Here is a 17,291-nt window from a genome sequence, read left to right as displayed (position 1 = left end):
ATGTTCCTGGATGGCGGGCGCGGCTTTGACCTGATCGGCGATGTGCATGGCTGCGGACGCAGTCTGGAGCGCCTGCTCGAGCAGATGGGCTACAGCCGCCGCGATGGCGTATGGCGCCACCCACGGCGCATGGCGCTGTTCCTCGGCGACATCATCGACCGCGGCCCGCGTATCCGCGAAGCGCTGCACCTGGTGCACGACATGGTCGAGGCCGGCCAGGCCCTGTGCCTGATGGGCAACCACGAGTACAACGCCCTCGGCTGGTACACCGAGGCGCCGGCCAATAGCGAGCGGCGCCATGTGCGCGAGCACACGCCACGCCACGAGCGCCTGCTGCAGCAGACCTTCCAGCAGTTCGCCGAGCACCCGGCCGACTGGCATGACTTCCTCGACTGGTTCCAGCAACTGCCGCTGTTTCTCGATGCCGGGCGCTTCCGCCTGGTGCATGCCTGCTGGGATGGCGAGTTGATCGGCGAACTGCGTCGGCGCTTCTGCGACGGCCGGGTCGACCGCGACTTCGTCATGGCTTCGGCGATCCCCGGCAGCTTCGCCAACCGAGTATTCGAGCGCCTGCTGCGCGGCACCGACATGCGCCTGCCGCAGGGCCTGACCCTGATCAGCGAGGAAGGCTTTACCCGCAGCTATTTCCGCACCAAGTTCTGGGAGGACGACCCGCAGACCTATGGCGACGTGGTGTTCCAGCCCGACGCGCTGCCCGAGAGCGTGGCCAGCCTGCCCCTGAGCCCCACTGACAAGGACCGTCTGCTGCAGTACGGCGCGGACGAGCCGATGCTGTTCGTCGGTCACTACTGGCGCCGCGGCCGCCCGGCGCCGATCCGCGACAACCTGGCCTGTCTGGACTACAGCGCGGTGATGTACGGCAAGCTGGTGGCCTACCGCCTGGACGAGGAGACGCGGATCGACCCGGGCAAGTTCGTCTGGGTCGAGGTGGAGCGCCCGGAGGCGCCGCAGTGAGCCCGGTGGCGGCGCTGCGTCGTCCGCTGCAGGAGGACCTCAGCGGCTTCGTCGCCCTGCTGCGTCGGCTCGAGGTGCCGCACCGGGTCAGCGAAGAGCGCGATACCCAGGTGCTCTGGGTGCCGGCCGAGGCGCTGGCCGAGCAGGTGCGCGAACTGTACCTGCGCTATCCGCGGGGCGTCGCGGAAGAGGAGGTGCCGACGCCGGTCAGGCCCCAGCGCCCGGGCATCGCCGCGCATCTGCGGGCCAGCCCGCTGACCACGGCGATGCTGCTGCTCACCCTGCTGGTCGCGCTGCTGAGCTTCGGCGGCAGCAACTTCGAGGTGGTGCGCTGGCTGAGCTTCCAGGACTTCCAGATCCAGGGCCGGTACATCCATTTCCAGCCCTGGCTGGAGACGCTGCACGGCGGCCAGTGGTGGCGCCTGTTCAGCCCCATGCTGATCCATTTCGGGCCGCTGCACCTGGCGATGAACGCCCTGTGGTACTGGGAGCTGGGACGGCGCATCGAGGCGCGCCAGGGCGGCCTGGTGCTGCTCGGGCTGACGCTGACCTTCGCCCTGCTGTCGAACTTCGCCCAGTACGCCCATGGCGGTCCCTCGCTGTTCGGCGGCCTGTCCGGCGTGCTATACGGCCTGCTTGGCTACTGCTGGATCTTCCGCCTGCTGGCGCCGACCCCGGCCTATGTACTGCCGCGCGGCGTGCTGGCGATGATGCTGATCTGGCTGGTGGTGTGCCTGACCGGCGTGATCGACACCCTGTTCGGCTCCATCGCCAATGCCGCCCATGTCGGTGGATTGCTCGCCGGCTGCGCCGCGGGTCTCGTCGGCGGTGCGCTGGCGCGCCTGCGCCGGTAAACTGGCCGGCCTGTTTAGCTTGCCGTTGTCGGAGCCCGCGATGCCGTCCTTTGCCGAAATGATCGAGAACATTACCCCCGAGATCTACCAGAGCCTCAAGCTGGCGGTGGAGATCGGCAAGTGGCCGGACGGGCGCAAGCTCAGCCAGGAGCAGAAGGAACTGTCGCTGCAGGCCATGATCGCCTGGGAGATGCAGAATCTGCCCGAGGAAGAGCGCACCGGCTACATGGGCCCGCAGGAGTGCCAGTCGCACGCCGAGCCGATCCCCAACATCCTGTTCAAGTCCAGCGACAGCCTGCACTGATGACCGCGATGATCGAGCTGGGCCGCGGCAGCCTAAGCAAGATGGCGGTGCGCCTGGGCGATATGGCGCAGTACGCCTTTCGCCTGGATGACACCGAGGTGCCGGTCAACCCACTGCTGGGCAGGCGTGTGCGCCTGGAGTTCCTCGGCGCCATCCACTGCAGCCATTGCGGGCGCAAGACCAAGAAGAGCTTTGCCCAGGGCTACTGCTACCCCTGTTTCACCAGGCTGGCGCAGTGCGACAGCTGCATCATGAGCCCGGAGCGCTGCCACTTTGAGGCCGGCACCTGTCGCGAGCCCGAGTGGGGTGAGCGGTTCTGCATGACCGACCATGTGGTCTATCTGGCCAACTCCTCGGGGATCAAGGTCGGCATCACCCGCGCCAGCCAGATTCCCACCCGCTGGCTGGACCAGGGTGCCAGCCAGGCGCTGCCGATCTTCCGCGTCGCTACCCGCCAGCAGTCCGGCTTCGTCGAGGACCTGCTGCGCACTCGGGTGGCGGACAAGACCAACTGGCGCGCCTTGCTCAAGGGCGATGCCGTGGCGCTGGATTTGCCGGCGATTCGCGACGAGCTGCTGACCAGCTGCGCCGAGGGCATTGCCGCGCTGCAGCAGCGTTTCGGTCTGCAGGCCATTCAGCCGGTAACCGATGCCGAGGTGCTGACGATCCAGTATCCGGTGGAGGCTTACCCGACCAAGGTCGCCAGCCATGACCTGGAGAAAACCCCGGTGGTGGAGGGTATTCTCAAGGGTATCAAGGGCCAGTACCTGATCCTCGACACCGGCGTGATCAATCTGCGCAAATACACCGCTTACCAGATAGCCATCAGCTGCGAGCCACAAGCCGCAAACTGATGAGAACCCTACCTGCAGCTTGAAGCTTGCCGCTTGAAGCTGCCTCGAAGAGGCCCCTTATGCGTACCGAACAGCCGAAGATGATCTACCTCAAGGACTATCGGGTGCCCGACTACCTGATCGACGAGACCCACCTGACCTTCGAGCTGTTCGAGGACCATACCCTGGTGCATGCCCAGCTGGTGATGCGGCGTAACCCAGAGGCCGGCGCAGGCCTACCGCCGCTGGTGCTGGACGGCCAGGAGCTGGAGCTGCTGGAGCTGAAACTGGACGACCGCCTGCTCTCCGCCGCCGACTATCAGCTCAGCGACAGCCACCTGACCCTGCAGCCGACGCAAGAACAGTTCGTCATCGACAGCAGCGTGCGCATCCACCCGGAGAGCAACACCGCGCTGGAAGGCCTGTACAAGTCCGGCGGCATGTTCTGCACCCAGTGCGAGGCCGAGGGCTTTCGCAAGATCACCTACTACCTCGACCGCCCGGACGTGATGAGCAAGTTCACCACCACGCTCAGCGCCGAGCAGCACAGCTACCCGGTGCTGCTGTCCAACGGCAACCCGATCGCCAGCGGCAGCGAGGAGGGCGGTCGCCACTGGGCGACCTGGGAGGACCCGTTCAAGAAGCCGGCCTACCTGTTTGCCCTGGTCGCCGGCGACCTGTGGTGCGTGGAAGACAGTTTCACCACCATGAGCGGCCGCGAAGTCACCCTGCGCATCTATGTCGAGCCGGAGAACATCGACAAGGTGCAGCACGCCATGGACAGCCTGAAGAAGTCGATGAAGTGGGATGAGGAGGTGTACGGGCGCGAGTACGACCTGGACATCTTTATGATCGTCGCGGTCAACGACTTCAACATGGGCGCCATGGAGAACAAGGGCCTCAACATCTTCAACTCCAGCTGCGTGCTGGCCAAGGCCGAGACCGCCACCGATGCCGCCCACCAGCGGGTCGAGGCCGTGGTGGCCCACGAGTACTTCCACAACTGGTCGGGCAACCGGGTGACCTGCCGCGACTGGTTCCAGCTGTCGCTCAAGGAAGGCTTCACCGTGTTTCGCGACGCCGAGTTTTCCGCCGACATGAACTCGCGCACGGTCAAGCGCATCGAGGACGTGGCCTACCTGCGTACTCACCAGTTCGCCGAGGATGCCGGCCCCATGGCCCATCCGGTGCGCCCGGACGCCTTCATGGAGATCTCCAACTTCTACACCCTGACCGTCTACGAGAAGGGTTCGGAAGTGCTGCGCATGATCCACACCCTGCTCGGGCCTGAGCTGTTCCGCAAGGGTTCGGACCTCTACTTCGAGCGCCACGATGGCCAGGCGGTGACCTGCGACGACTTCGTCAAGGCCATGGAGGACGCCAGTGGCCAGGACCTGACCCAGTTCAAGCGCTGGTACAGCCAGGCCGGCACCCCGCTTCTCACGGTCAGCGAGAGCTACGACGCGGCGGCCAACACCTACCGCCTGCAGTTGCGCCAGAGCTGCCCGGCCACCCCGGGGCAGAGCGAGAAACTGCCGTTCGTGATTCCCGTCGAACTGGCCCTGCTCGACGCCCGGGGCCGCGAGCTGCCGCTGCAGCTGGTCGGCGAAGACGAGCCGGTCGGACGCTCCCGTGTGCTGCAGGTGACCCAGGCCGAGCAGGCCTTCACCTTCGTGGGCATCGCCGAGAAGCCGCTGCCCTCGCTGCTGCGCGGCTTCAGCGCGCCGGTCAAGCTGAGTTTCCCCTACAGTCGCGACCAGCTGATGTTCCTGATGCAGCACGACAGCGACGGCTTCAACCGCTGGGAGGCCGGCCAGCAGCTCTGCGTGCAGGTGCTGCAGGAGCTGATCGGCCAGCATCAGCGTGGCGAGCCGCTGGTGCTGGACCCGCGTCTGGTCGAGGCTTTCCGTACCCTGCTGCTGGACGAGGCGCTGGACCAGGCCATGGTCGCCGAGATGCTCTCGCTGCCGGGCGAGGGCTACCTCACCGAGATTGCCGAAGTGGCCGATGTCGACGCCATCCACGCCGCCCGCGAGTTCGCCCGCGCGCAGCTGGCAGGCGCGCTGTTCGAGCCGCTGTGGAAGCGCTACCAGGCCAATCGCGAGATCTCGCGCAGCACGCCCTATGTGGCCGAGTCCGCCCATTTCGCCCGCCGCAGCCTGCAGAACATCGCGCTGTCGTACCTGATGCTCACCGGCAGGGCCGAGGTGCTGGCCGCCTGCCTGGAGCAGTACGAGGTGTGCGACAACATGACCGAGCGCCTGGCCGCCCTGGCGGTGCTGGTCAATTCCTCCTACGAGGCGGAGAAGGCCGAGGCGCTCAAGGCCTTCGCCGAGCACTTCAAGGACAACGCCCTGGTCATGGACCAGTGGTTCAGCGTGCAGGCCGCCAGCACCTTGCCGGGTGGCCTGCAGCGTGTGCAGGCGCTGATGCAGCACCCGGCCTTCACCCTGAAGAACCCGAACAAGGTGCGTGCGCTGATCGGCGCCTTCGCCGGGCAGAACCTGGTCAACTTCCATGCGGTCGACGGCGGCGGCTACCGTTTCCTGGCCGATCAGGTGATCACCCTCAATGCGCTGAACCCGCAGATCGCCTCGCGCCTGCTCGGTCCGCTGACCCGCTGGCGCAAGTACGGCGAGCAGCGCCAGGCGCTGATGCGTGGCGAGCTGGAGCGCATCCTGGCCAGTGGCGAGCTGTCCAGCGACGTGTTCGAGGTGGTCAGCAAGAGCCTGGCCTGATCGATACGTGCGTTACCGAGCGCTTGCTTGGTAACGCACGTTGTTACCCGTTGTTTCCTTTCCGCCTGATCAGTTTTTCAATCCTGCCCAAAGCCCCGTCGCAGAGGCTTCTCGCCTCTCGTAAGTCTCTGAATCTCAAGGTTAAAGTGCGCCAGTCGGGCGACAAATTGAGACATCCCGAGGCGCCGCCGGCCATTTTTCGTGTGGCCATGCCCTAGTGCATCAATCTCCGCGTTTCGGCGCTCTTTTGGTATCGATCTTGAATAGCCCGTGCTCGCTCGTGACGCCGGTGCTGTCCGGCGTTGTGAGCAGTGGCCCCAGAGCCCATAACAAGAACTGCCGATCCATGGAGTTGCCGATGGCCATCCCCTTGCGCAAGTCGTCCCTACGCCTCGCCCCCGCCCAGGCGGGCTTCGCCCTCGCCGGGCTTATTCCGCTCGTCCTTTCAGTGCCGGCTGGAGCCGTCGAGTTCAGCCTGGCCGATGGCGAGGTGACCGGCGCGCTGGACACCACGCTGTCCTATGGCCAGCTCTACCGGGTGCAGGGGCGGGACAAGAGCAACGACGACACCAACGGCAACGACGGCAACCGCAACTTCGATACCGGCCTGGTCTCCGAGGTGTACAAGATCACCTCCGACCTGGAGGCCAACTATCAGAACTACGGCATGTTCGTGCGCGGCACCGCCTTCTATGACACCCAGATCATGGACAAGCGAAACGACAACGACGACTACCGGCCGAGTCAGAGCCATCCGAACAACGACCATTTCACCGACGAGACTCGCCGCAGTGCCGGTCATAGCGCCGAGATTCTCGATGCCTATGTCTATGGCAACTGGGACATCGGGGCCATGCCGCTGACCGTCAAGGTCGGGCGCCAGGTGTTCAACTGGGGCGAGGGCATCTTCTATCGCGGCGGCATCAATACCACCAATCCGATAGACGCCGCCAAGTTCCGCCTGCCGGGCTCCGAGTTGAAGGAAGTGCTGGTGCCGGTGGAGGCCTTCAACTTCAATATCGGCCTGACCGACAACCTGTCCCTGGAAGGCTTCTACCAGTGGAACTGGAAGGAGTCGGCCATCGACCCGGTCGGCACCTTCTTCTCCGAGACCGACCTGTTCGCCGCTGGCGGCAACACCGCCTATACCCGCTACGACAATCCGCTGCTGGCCACGGCCATGGCCAACTATCAATCGGCACTGGGCGCCGGCCTGGTCGGCAACGGCCCGTTCGGCCCCAACGCCTACTTGGACCCCGAGTTCAACGTGTTCAAGGTGGCCAATGTCGGCAGCGACATCAATGCCAAGAACGACGGCCAATACGGCTTCGCCCTGCGCTACGTGGCCGAGGAGCTGAACCTCACCGAGTTCGGTTTCTATTACATCAACTACCACGCCAAGGAACCGCAGATCGCGGCGGACATGGGGAGTTACCAGGGCGTCGATATGGCCGCGCTGGGTGCTGTCTCGGGGCCGTTCGCGCCCGCCGTGGCGACCCTGGACGCCGCCAGCAATGCCATCGCCCGCCGCGAGTACGTGGAAGATATCCGTGTCTACGGCTTCAGCTTCAACACCAACATCGGCGAGGCCTCGGTGTTCGGCGAGATCGCCTACCGACCCAATCTGCCGGTGGGCATCAGCGCCACCAACGACCTGCTCGGCGATCTGCTCGGCCAGGGCTTCTTCGGCCTGACCAATATCTACGACGGCAGTGTCGCCGGCGACCAGGCCTGTGCCGACATCTCCGGCAAGCAGCTGTGCCGTGCCGGCGTGTTCCATAACTACGAGCGGGTCGAGGCCTTCAATCTGTCCCTCGGCAGCATCTACAACTTCGGTCCGGCCATCGGCTTCGACTCGCTGATGGGGGTGGCCGAACTGGCCTCCGAGCACGTGCGCGCCAGCAGCCTGAGCTACACCGCCTATGACGGCAGCAAGCGCGGCTTCGCCAGCCGGGTCAACGGTGCCTACGTGTCCGACTATGAAGACGAGGACCAGCTCGACCGCGACGCCTATGGCTACACCCTGGCCCTGTCCGGTACCTGGAACGATGTCTACGCCGGCATCAACCTGTCGCCCTTCGCCGTGTTCAAGCACAACTTCCAGGGCAACTCGCACCAGACCGGCAACTTCGTCGAAGGCGCCATGGCCTACACGCTCGGCCTGCGCGCCAGCTACCTGAACAGCCTGGAGGCAGAGGTGCAGTACACCGAGTACTACGGTGGCGGGCAGAACAACAGTGGCCGCGACCGCGACAACCTCGGCGTCAACCTCAAGTACTCCTTCTGAACCGCATTCCAGGGGCGGGCGGCCAGGCCGCCCGGTCCGCTAGTTACGGAGAATCACCATGCAGATGAAATACCGGCTGATGGGCGCCGCCATCGCCCTCGCGCTTTCCGCCGGCGGCGCCCAGGCCGCCGTCTCCGCCCAGGAGGCGGCCAAGCTCGGCACCAGCCTGACGCCCTTCGGCGCGGAACAAGCCGGCAACGCCGATGGCAGCATTCCGGCCTGGACCGGTGGCATCACCCAGCCTCCGGCCGGCTACCAGGGCAATGGCCAGCACCATGTCGATCCGTTCGCCGAAGACAAGCCGCTGTTCACCATCAGCAAGGCCAATCTGGAGCAGTACAGGGACAGGCTGAGCGCCGGGCAGATCGCCCTGTTCAACGCCTATCCGGACACCTACCAGATGCCGGTGTACCCGAGCCGTCGCTCCGGCTCGGCGCCGCAGTGGGTGTATGACAACAGCCTGAAGAACGCCACCACGGCCAGACTGGTCGAGGGCGGCAACGGTTTCGCGGACGCCTACGGCGGCGTGCCCTTCCCGATCCCGCAGAGTGGCCTGGAGGCGCTGTGGAACCACATCGTGCGCTACCGTGGCACCTACATCACCCGGCGCTCCGCCGAGGTGGCGGTACAGCGCAATGGCGCCTTCTCGCCGGTGGTGTCCGAGGTCGAGGCGCTGTTCCGCTACTACGATCCCAAGGGCGGCTATGCCGACCTCGACAACATCCTGTTCTACTACCTGAACTTCACCAAGAGCCCGGCGCGTCTGGCCGGCGGTGCCGCCCTGGTGCACGAGACCCTCGATCAGGTGAAGGAGCCGCGCCAGGCCTGGGCCTATGCCGCCGGCCAGCGCCGCGTGCGCCGCGCGCCGAACCTGGCCTACGACACGCCGATCGCCGCCTCCGAGGGGCTGCGTACCGCCGACGATACCGACATGTTCAACGGCGCGCCGGATCGTTACGACTGGAAGTTGCTGGGCAAGAAGGAGCTGTACATTCCCTACAACAACTACAAGATCTCCAGCCCCGAGGTGAAGTACAAGGACGTGCTGCAGGTCGGCCACATCAACCCGGCGCTGACCCGCAACGAACTGCACCGCGTCTGGGTGGTGGAGGGCACGCTCAAGCCGGGCGCCCGTCACGTCTACGGCAAGCGCACCCTGTACCTCGACGAGGACAGCTGGCAGGCTGCGGTGGTGGACCAGTACGACACCCGTGGCGAGCTGTGGCGGGTGTCCATCGCCTACCTGAAGAACTACTACGACCTGCCCACCACCTGGTCGGCCATGGAGGCCTTCCACGACCTGCAGAGCCGTCGCTACCACGTGCAGAACCTCGACAGCGAGGAGCCGGCCACCGTGGTGTTCACCAAGGCGACCCCGGAAGACAGCTACTTCACGCCTTCTGCCCTGCGTCGCCGCGGCACCCGCTGAGCAATACCCCTGCTACTCCTGCCGCCCTCCGGGGCGGCCCTCTATCGACCCGGTCCTGTGACCGGGTCGACGTTTTTTTGCCTGACTCTGAAGCCCGTTCCTGACCATTCGGTCGCTGCCTGCAGGCGTGCACTGCTTGGTGCTTTTGCTCGGGGTAATCTGCTTAACTGCCGCGCGAGCGGGCTGGCATCTGGCCATCCCGATCATGGGTCATCACCCGCAATGCCCTGAATCTTTCGCGCCGCTAGTTCGCGCGCCAGGCATTGCTGCGGGCCTTCCGGAAAGGACGCAGGCTTCCGGCATACCCTGGCGGTGGTGCGTACAGCCGGCCAGGCATGCCTGGCCTGAACGAGTGGAGCGACACAATCATGTTGAAAGGACTGTTCGCGACGGGCCTGCTGCTGTGCCTGTCCAATGCCGCCCTGGCGGCCGTGAGTGCCGAGGAAGCGGCCAAACTGGGCAGCAGCCTCACCCCACTGGGTGGCGACAAGGCGGCCAATGCCGCCGGCAGCATTCCCGCCTGGAGCGGCGGCATCACCCAGCCGCCCGCCGGCTATGCCGGGCCCGGCCACCACCATGTCGACCCTTTCGCGGACGACAAGCCGCTGTTTACCATCGGCAAGGCCAATCTGGAGCAGTACAAGGACAACCTGACGCCGGGTCAGCTGGCGCTGTTCAAGGCCTATCCGGATAGCTTCCAGATGCCGGTCTATCCGAGCCGGCGCAGCGCTTCGGCACCGCAGTGGGTGTACGACAACACCCGGCGCAATGCCGAGCAGGCGAGCCTGCTGGCGGGCGGCAGCGGTTTCAGCGGTGCCTACGGCGGCATTCCCTTCCCGATTCCGCAGAGCGGTGCGGAGGCCCTGTGGAATCACGTCGCCCGTTATCGCGGCACCTATGCCGTGCGCCAGTCCTCGGACGCCAGCGTGCAGCGCAACGGCAGCTACGCGCTGATCACCACCGAGCAGGAGGCGCTGTTCAACTACTACCGGCAGGGCGGTTCGGCCGAGCAGCTGGATAACCTGCTGTTCTACTACATGGCCGTGACCAAGGCCCCGGCGCGCCTGGCCGGCGGGGCGCTGCTGGTGCACGAGACGCTCGACCAGGTGCAGGAGGCGCGCCAGGCCTGGGCCTACGCCGCCGGCCAGCGCCGCGTGCGGCGCGCCCCCAGCGTGGCCTACGACACCCCGCTGGGTACCGCCGACAACCTGATGACGGCTGACGACAAGGACATGTTCAACGGCGCGCCGGACCGCTACGAGTGGAAGCTGCTGGGCAAGCGGGAAATCTACATTCCCTACAACAACTACAGGGTCTCCAGTCCCGATGTCAGCTATGACCAACTGATCCAACCTGGCCACCTCAATCCGCAGTTCACTCGTCATGAGTTGCACCGGGTCTGGGTGGTGGAGGGCACGCTCAAACCGGGCGCCCGCCATGTCTATGGCAAGCGCACCCTGTACCTCGATGAGGACAGCTGGCAGGCCGCGGTGGTGGACCAGTACGACAGTCGCGGCGAGCTGTGGCGGGTGTCCATCGCCTACCTGAAGAACTACTACGAGCTGCCCACCATCTGGTCGGCGCTGGATGTGTTCCACGACCTGCAGTCCGGCCGCTATTACGTGCAGAACCTCGACAACGAGGAGAAGCGCATCAGCGACTTCAGCCAGCCGCTGCCGGACGCCAACCACTTCTCCGTGGCCACCCTGCGACGCCTCGGCACCCGCTGACGACCAAGGCCGCCCGCAATGCGGGCGGCCTTGCCCGGTGGCGATTCTCGGCGATTCGGCGCTTAACAAAACATAACGTCACGCCGATTGTCAGTTTTTTCCAAAGCCGTATAGCATGGGCCCGCCTGATAAAAGGCCTGTACCCACCTATAAGAATAAAGGGGGAAATATATGCGTGAGCCCGTCATGCGGCGCACCCGCTCCGACGACCTGAGCCTTCAGACCCCGGTTCGTCATCAATCGCCGCTGGCGAAAGCGCTGTCTCTGCTCGGCGTATGTTCCATCCTGGCCATGACCGCGTCGCTGCCCGCGCAGGCCGCCGAGTCCGCCAACGTCCTTTCCATCGAATCGCCCAAGGCCGTGACCAGCCTGCTGCTGGACATCGCCCACGCCGGCAAGCGCCTGGTCGCCGTCGGCGATCGCGGCCATATCCTGTTTTCCGAAGACGCCGGGCGCAACTGGGTGCAGGCACGTGTGCCGACTCGCCAGCTGCTGACGGCCCTGTACTTCGTCGATGACAAGCACGGCTGGGCGGTCGGTCACGATTCGCAGATCCTGGTCAGCGAAGACGGTGGCGCCAACTGGAAGCTGCAGTACGAGGACCTGGAGCGCGAAGCTCCGCTGCTCGATGTCTGGTTCCGCGACACCAGCACCGGTTACGCCGTGGGCGCTTACGGCGCCTTGCTGGAAACCACCGACGGCGGCAAGACCTGGAACGATGTCGGCGACCGCCTGGACAACGAGGATGGCTACCACCTCAATGGCATCGCCGCGGTGAAGGATGCCGGCCTGTTCGTGGTCGGCGAGGCGGGCAGCATGTTCCGTTCCGCCGACTGGGGGCAGACCTGGGAGAAGGTCCAGGGCCCGTATCAGGGCACCCTGTTCGGCGTGCTCGGCACCGCCAGCAGCAATACCCTGCTGGCTTTCGGCCTGCGTGGCAACCTGTACCGTTCCGGCGACTTCGGGGCCACCTGGCAGCAGGTCAAGCTGCTCTCCGATAGCGGTCCGCTGGAGTTCGGCCTGGCCGGCGGCAGCCTGCTGAAGAATGGCGACCTGGTCATCGTCGGCCATGGCGGCAGCGTGCTGACCAGCAAGGACTCCGGTCGCGCTTTCACCGTGATCAACCGTGCCGACCGCGCCTCGCTGGCTTCGGCCACCGCCGATGCGGCAGGCAACCTGATCCTGGTGGGGCAGGGCGGCGTGCATACCGCTACTCCGACTGGCGCCGAGCCAGGCAAAAAACAATAAGCCGGGGCGTATGAGCATATGACTTCCATGAGCAGCCACCATCAGGACAAGGCGACCTTCCTCGAGCGCCTGATCTTCAACAACCGGCCGATCGTCATCGCCCTCTGCATGCTGATCACCCTGCTGCTGTTGTGGCAGGCCTCGCAGATCCGCCCCTCGACCAGCTTCGAGAAGATGATCCCGCTGGAGCATCCCTTCATCGAGAAGATGCTCGAGCACCGCAACGACCTGGCCAACCTCGGCAACACCGTGCGCATCTCGGTCGAGGCCAAGCAGGGTGACATCTTCGACAAGGACTACATGGAGACGCTCAAGCAGATCCATGACGAGGTGTTCTACATTCCCGGCGTCGATCGCTCCGGCCTGAAGTCCCTGTGGAGCCCGGCCGTGCGCTGGACCGAGGTGACCGAGGAAGGTTTCGACGGTGGCGAAGTGATCCCGCAGACCTATGACGGCTCCGAGCAGAGCCTGCAGGAGCTGCGCGGCAACGTGCTGAAGTCGGGCCAGGTCGGCCGCCTGGTGGCCAACAACTTCAAGTCCAGCATCGTCGATGTGCCGCTGCTTGAGCAGTACCCGGACCCGAACGATCAGAGCAAGCTGCTCAAGCTGGACTACCGCCAGTTCTCCCATGAGCTGGAAGAGAAGATCCGCGACAAGTACCAGGCGCAGAATCCCAATGTGCAGGTGCATATCGTCGGCTTCGCCAAGAAGGTCGGCGACCTGATCGACGGCCTGATCATGGTGGTGGCCTTCTTCGGCGTCGCCCTGGTCATCACCCTGGTGCTGCTGTACTGGTTCAGCTGGTGCATTCGCTCGACCATCTCGGTGGTCTCCACCACCCTGATCGCGGTGGTCTGGCAGCTGGGCCTGATGAACCTGGCCGGTTTCGGTCTCGATCCCTACTCGATGCTGGTGCCCTTCCTGATCTTCGCCATCGGCATCTCCCACGGGGTGCAGAAGATCAACGGTATCGCCCTGCAGTCGAGCGACGCCGACAATGCCCTGACCGCCGCGCGCCGCACTTTCCGTCAGCTTTTCCTGCCGGGCATGATCGCCATCCTGGTGGACGCCGTCGGCTTCATCACCCTGCTGGTGATCGATATCGGCGTGATCCGCGAGCTGGCCATCGGCGCCTCCATTGGCGTGGCCGTGATCGTGTTCACCAACCTGATCCTGCTGCCGGTGGCCATCTCCTATATCGGCATCAGCAAGCGGGCCATCGAGCGCAGCAAGAAGGACGCCAATCGCGACCAGCCGTTCTGGCGCCTGCTGTCCAACTTCGCCCACCCGGTGGTGGCGCCGATCTCCGTGGTCATCGCCCTGTCCTCCGGCGTGGCGGCCTTCTGGTACCAGAAGACCCACCTGCAGATCGGCGACCTCGACCAGGGCGCGCCGGAACTGCGCCCGGAGTCGCGCTACAACAAGGACAACGACTTCATCATCAGCAACTACTCGACCAGCTCCGATGTGCTGGTGGTGATGGTCAAGACGGCGAAGGAGGGCTGCTCGACTTACGACGCCCTGGCGCCGATGGATCAGCTGATGTGGCGTCTGGAGAACACCGAGGGCGTGCAGTCGGCCATCTCCATGGTCAGCGTGTCCAAGCAGGTGATCAAGGGCATGAACGAGGGCAACCTGAAGTGGGAGACCCTGTCGCGCAACCCGGACATCCTCAACAACTCCATCGCCCGTGCCGACGGCCTGTATAACGCCGACTGCTCGGTGGCGCCGGTGCTGGTGTTCCTCAACGACCACAAGGCGGCCACGCTCAAGCGCGCCGTGGCGGTGGTGCAGGAGTTCTCCGCGGAGAACAGCAAGGAAGGCCTGGAGTTCATCCTGGCGGCCGGCAACGCCGGTATCGAAGCGGCCACCAACGAGGTGATCGCCACTTCCGAGCTGAAGATCCTGATCCTGGTCTACATCTGCGTCGCAGCCATGTGCCTGATCACCTTCCGGTCCTTCGGCGCCATGCTGTGCATCATCCTGCCGCTGATCCTCACCTCCATCCTCGGCAATGCCCTGATGGCTTGGCTGGGCATAGGCGTGAAGGTGGCGACCCTGCCGGTGATCGCGCTCGGCGTGGGCATCGGCGTGGACTACGGCATCTACATCTACAGCCGCATGGAAAGCTTCCTGCGCGCCGGCCTGCCGCTGCAGGAGGCCTATTACCAGACCCTGCGCTCCACCGGAAAGGCGGTGCTGTTCACCGGTCTGTGCCTGGCCATCGGCGTGGTCACCTGGATCTTCTCGGCGATCAAGTTCCAGGCCGACATGGGTCTGATGCTGACCTTCATGCTGCTGTGGAACATGTTCGGTGCCCTGTGGCTGCTGCCGGCCCTGGCCCGCTTCCTGATCAAGCCGGAGAAGCTGGCCGGCAAGCAGGGCGGTTCGCTGTTCGCCCACTGATCGGTATTGCGGTAAGTGAAAGGGCTCCCTCGGGAGCCCTTTTTCATTCCGTCTGTCTATTCTCGACTTGCTCGAACGATCAGGGAGGAGGGTGGTGTTAGCGAGGAGAGACGACATGCGCTTGCAGCAGAAGATAGTGCCGTGCCTGTGGTTCGGCGATCGGGCCGAGGAGGCCGCGGCCTTCTACACCGGCACCTTCCCCAATTCGCGTATCACCCGGGTGAGCCGTTATGGCGAGGCCGGCTTCGAGCTCCACGGCAAGACGCCGGGCGCGGCCATGACGGTGGCCTTCGAGCTGGATGGCCAGGCCTTCACCGCGCTCAATGGCGGGCCGCTATTGCGTTTCAACGAGGCCGTCTCTCTGCAGGTGATGTGCTGCGATCAGGCGGAGATCGACCACTACTGGGCGCGACTGGGCGAGGGCGGGGCGCCGGAGGCGCAGCGGTGCGGCTGGTTGAGGGATCGCTATGGCCTGTCCTGGCAGGTGGTGCCGGAAGTGCTGCTGGAGCTGTTGCAGGCGCCGGATGGCGCTGCGGTGCAGCGGGCGACCGAGGCCATGCTGCGGATGCGGAAGCTGGATATCGCCGGCTTGCAGCGGACCTTCGCCGGTGAATAGCGGGCATGAAAAAGCCGCCTCGCGGCGGCTTCCTCATTCGGGCTCGAATTACATGTTGGGGTAGTTCGGGCCGCCGGTGCCTTCCGGAGCCACCCAGGTGATGTTCTGGGCCGGGTCCTTGATGTCGCAGGTCTTGCAGTGCACGCAGTTCTGCGCGTTGATCTGGAACTTCTTCTCGCCGTCTTCCTGGGTCACCACCTCGTACACGCCGGCCGGGCAGTAACGCTGCGCCGGCTCGTCATACAGCGGCAGGTTCTTGGCAAGCGGAATGCTGGCGTCGGTGAGCTTCAGGTGACAGGGCTGCTCTTCCTCGTGGTTGGTGTTGGAGAGGAACACCGAGGAGAGCTTGTCGAAGCTCAGCTTGCCGTCCGGTTTCGGATAGTCGATGCGCTTCGACTCTGCGGCGGTCTTCAGGCAGGCATGGTCCGGCTTGGTGTCGTGCAGGGTGACCGGCATCTTGCCGCCGAAGACGTTCTGATCCAGCCAGTTGATGCCGCCACCGACGATGGCGCCGAACTTGTGGATGGCCGCACCGAAGTTGCGGCTGCGGAACAGCTCGTCGTACAGCCAGCTGGCCTTGAAGCCATCGACGTAGCCGTTGAGCAGGTCGCCGCCCTGGCCGTCGGCCAGCAGCACGTCGGCCACGGCCTCGGCGGCCAGCATGCCGGACTTCATGGCGGTGTGGCTGCCCTTGATCTTGGCGAAGTTCAGGGTGCCCAGATCGCAACCGATCAGGGCGCCGCCCGGGAACACCATCTTCGGCAGCGAGTTCAGGCCGCCCTTGCAGATGGCGCGCGCGCCATAGGCCACGCGCTTGCCGCCTTCCAGGTACTGGGCGATCACCGGGTGGTGCTTGTAGCGCTGGAATTCGTCGAAGGGCGACAGGAAGGGGTTGCCGTAGGACAGGTCGACGATCAGGCCGACCACCACCTGGTTGTTCTCCAGGTGGTAGAGGAAGGAGCCGCCGGTGTTCTCGGTACCGACGACGTCCAGCGGCCAGCCGGCGGTATGCACCACCAGGCCCTGCTGGTGCTTGGCCGGGTCGATGTCCCAGATTTCCTTGATACCGATGCCGTAGTGCTGGGCGTCGGCTTCGCTGTCCAGGTCGTACTTCTTGATCAGCTGCTTGCCGATATGGCCGCGGCAGCCTTCTGCGAACAGAGTGTACTTGGCGCGCAGCTCCATGCCGGGGGTATAGTAGCCTTCCTTCGGATTGCCCTCGCGATCCACGCCGAGGTCGCCGGTGACGATGCCGCGCACCACACCGTTTTCGTCGATCAGCGCTTCCTGGGCGGCGAAGCCCGGGTAGATCTCGACGCCCAGAGCTTCGGCCTGCTGGGCCAGCCAGCGGCACAGATTGCCCAGGGAGATGATGTAGTTGCCTTCGTTGTGCATGGTCTTGGGCACAAAGAAGTCGGGGATTCGGGTGGCCTTCTCGGCGTTGCGCAGCAGATAGATGTCGTCGCGCTTGACTTCGGTGTTCAGCGGGGCGCCCAGTTCCTTCCAGTTGGGGAACAGTTCGTTCAGGGCGCGCGGCTCGAAGACCGCACCGGAGAGGATGTGAGCGCCGACTTCGGAACCCTTCTCGACCACGCAGACGCTGATCTCTTTGCCGGCGTCGGCGGCCTTCTGCTTCAGTCGGCAGGCGGCGGACAGGCCGGAGGGGCCGGCGCCGACGATGACGACGTCGAATTCCATAAATTCGCGTTCCACAGAGAATCTCCTACTCAAGGCTTCTTCGGTGTTGTTGATCTGGCTAGGGCTAGGCTTTCTCTGGCCTGCGCGCTGGGCATTATATATATAGCCCCCGGGGCGTCCAATACAAACGTTTGTTTGAATTTTGTCAAAGCCGTGTAGGGCAAGGGCTGGCG

At 64.9% G+C, this 17,291-nt stretch carries 12 protein-coding genes; 11 read left to right on the top strand and 1 reads right to left on the bottom strand.

What is annotated here, in order from left to right:
- From AAFN46_RS14020 to AAFN46_RS13970, 11 genes are all read left to right on the top strand, one after another.
- Nucleotides 1–975 (top strand): metallophosphoesterase, encoded by a 975-nt coding sequence (locus AAFN46_RS14020; RefSeq protein ID WP_347809304.1) that lies wholly within the window; start codon nt 1–3, stop codon nt 973–975.
- Nucleotides 972–1,829 carry a rhomboid family intramembrane serine protease gene (locus tag AAFN46_RS14015; protein WP_347809303.1) on the top strand — a complete coding sequence of 286 codons (858 nt, stop codon included), beginning with the start codon at nt 972–974 and terminating at the stop codon, nt 1,827–1,829. The genes AAFN46_RS14020 and AAFN46_RS14015 overlap by 4 nt, the downstream gene beginning before the upstream one ends.
- A gap of 40 nt (nt 1,830–1,869) precedes the next feature.
- Entirely contained in the window at nt 1,870–2,133 is a 264-nt protein-coding gene (locus tag AAFN46_RS14010; protein ID WP_347809302.1) for a DUF1315 family protein, read from the top strand.
- 8 nt (nt 2,134–2,141) lie between these two features.
- The gene (locus AAFN46_RS14005) at nt 2,142–2,987 is read left to right on the top strand and encodes a DUF2797 domain-containing protein (protein WP_347809378.1); all 846 of its coding nucleotides are present in this window, start codon (nt 2,142–2,144) and stop codon (nt 2,985–2,987) included.
- Nucleotides 2,988–3,046: 59 nt separating this feature from the next.
- Nucleotides 3,047–5,704 (top strand): aminopeptidase N, encoded by a 2,658-nt coding sequence (gene pepN / locus AAFN46_RS14000; RefSeq protein ID WP_347809301.1) that lies wholly within the window; start codon nt 3,047–3,049, stop codon nt 5,702–5,704.
- Nucleotides 5,705–6,062: 358 nt separating this feature from the next.
- The gene (locus AAFN46_RS13995; RefSeq protein ID WP_347809300.1) at nt 6,063–7,991 is read left to right on the top strand and encodes a DUF1302 domain-containing protein; all 1,929 of its coding nucleotides are present in this window, start codon (nt 6,063–6,065) and stop codon (nt 7,989–7,991) included.
- 58 nt (nt 7,992–8,049) lie between these two features.
- Nucleotides 8,050–9,420 carry a DUF1329 domain-containing protein gene (locus AAFN46_RS13990; protein WP_347809299.1) on the top strand — a complete coding sequence of 457 codons (1,371 nt, stop codon included), beginning with the start codon at nt 8,050–8,052 and terminating at the stop codon, nt 9,418–9,420.
- A gap of 368 nt (nt 9,421–9,788) precedes the next feature.
- Nucleotides 9,789–11,150: a DUF1329 domain-containing protein gene (locus AAFN46_RS13985; RefSeq protein WP_347809298.1), complete on the top strand. Its 1,362-nt coding sequence runs from the start codon at nt 9,789–9,791 to the stop codon at nt 11,148–11,150.
- 171 nt (nt 11,151–11,321) lie between these two features.
- Complete coding sequence (locus tag AAFN46_RS13980) at nt 11,322–12,398, top strand: YCF48-related protein (RefSeq protein ID WP_347809297.1); 1,077 nt, start codon at nt 11,322–11,324, stop codon at nt 12,396–12,398.
- An 18-nt stretch (nt 12,399–12,416) separates the two neighbouring features.
- A complete protein-coding gene (locus AAFN46_RS13975; protein WP_347809296.1) occupies nt 12,417–14,804 on the top strand; it encodes an RND family transporter in 2,388 nt (795 codons plus the stop codon).
- Nucleotides 14,805–14,919: 115 nt separating this feature from the next.
- On the top strand, nt 14,920–15,420 hold the full coding sequence (locus AAFN46_RS13970; protein WP_347809295.1) for a VOC family protein: 501 nt from the start codon (nt 14,920–14,922) through the stop codon (nt 15,418–15,420).
- Between the two features lie 48 nt (nt 15,421–15,468).
- Here AAFN46_RS13970 and AAFN46_RS13965 read toward each other — a convergent pair whose 3' ends face one another.
- A complete protein-coding gene (locus tag AAFN46_RS13965; RefSeq protein ID WP_347809294.1) occupies nt 15,469–17,151 on the bottom strand; it encodes an electron transfer flavoprotein-ubiquinone oxidoreductase in 1,683 nt (560 codons plus the stop codon).
- Between the last annotated feature and the right edge of the window lie 140 nt (nt 17,152–17,291).

The sequence above is a fragment of the Pseudomonas sp. CAU 1711 genome, assembly GCF_039888625.1.
GTDB lineage: Bacteria > Pseudomonadota > Gammaproteobacteria > Pseudomonadales > Pseudomonadaceae > Aquipseudomonas.
Note: the sequence above shows the minus strand (reverse complement) of the source record. Positions and strands in the feature narration are given on the sequence as shown.

Coding starts and splice junctions, on each gene's coding strand:
- AAFN46_RS14005 (WP_347809378.1), top strand. CDS start 2,142: ATGATCGAGCTGGGCCGCGGCAGCCTAAGCAAGATGGCGGTGCGCCTG.
- AAFN46_RS13985 (WP_347809298.1), top strand. CDS start 9,789: ATGTTGAAAGGACTGTTCGCGACGGGCCTGCTGCTGTGCCTGTCCAAT.
- AAFN46_RS14020 (WP_347809304.1), top strand. CDS start 1: ATGTTCCTGGATGGCGGGCGCGGCTTTGACCTGATCGGCGATGTGCAT.
- pepN (WP_347809301.1), top strand. CDS start 3,047: ATGCGTACCGAACAGCCGAAGATGATCTACCTCAAGGACTATCGGGTG.
- AAFN46_RS13975 (WP_347809296.1), top strand. CDS start 12,417: ATGACTTCCATGAGCAGCCACCATCAGGACAAGGCGACCTTCCTCGAG.
- AAFN46_RS13980 (WP_347809297.1), top strand. CDS start 11,322: ATGCGTGAGCCCGTCATGCGGCGCACCCGCTCCGACGACCTGAGCCTT.
- AAFN46_RS13970 (WP_347809295.1), top strand. CDS start 14,920: ATGCGCTTGCAGCAGAAGATAGTGCCGTGCCTGTGGTTCGGCGATCGG.
- AAFN46_RS13995 (WP_347809300.1), top strand. CDS start 6,063: ATGGCCATCCCCTTGCGCAAGTCGTCCCTACGCCTCGCCCCCGCCCAG.
- AAFN46_RS14010 (WP_347809302.1), top strand. CDS start 1,870: ATGCCGTCCTTTGCCGAAATGATCGAGAACATTACCCCCGAGATCTAC.
- AAFN46_RS13990 (WP_347809299.1), top strand. CDS start 8,050: ATGCAGATGAAATACCGGCTGATGGGCGCCGCCATCGCCCTCGCGCTT.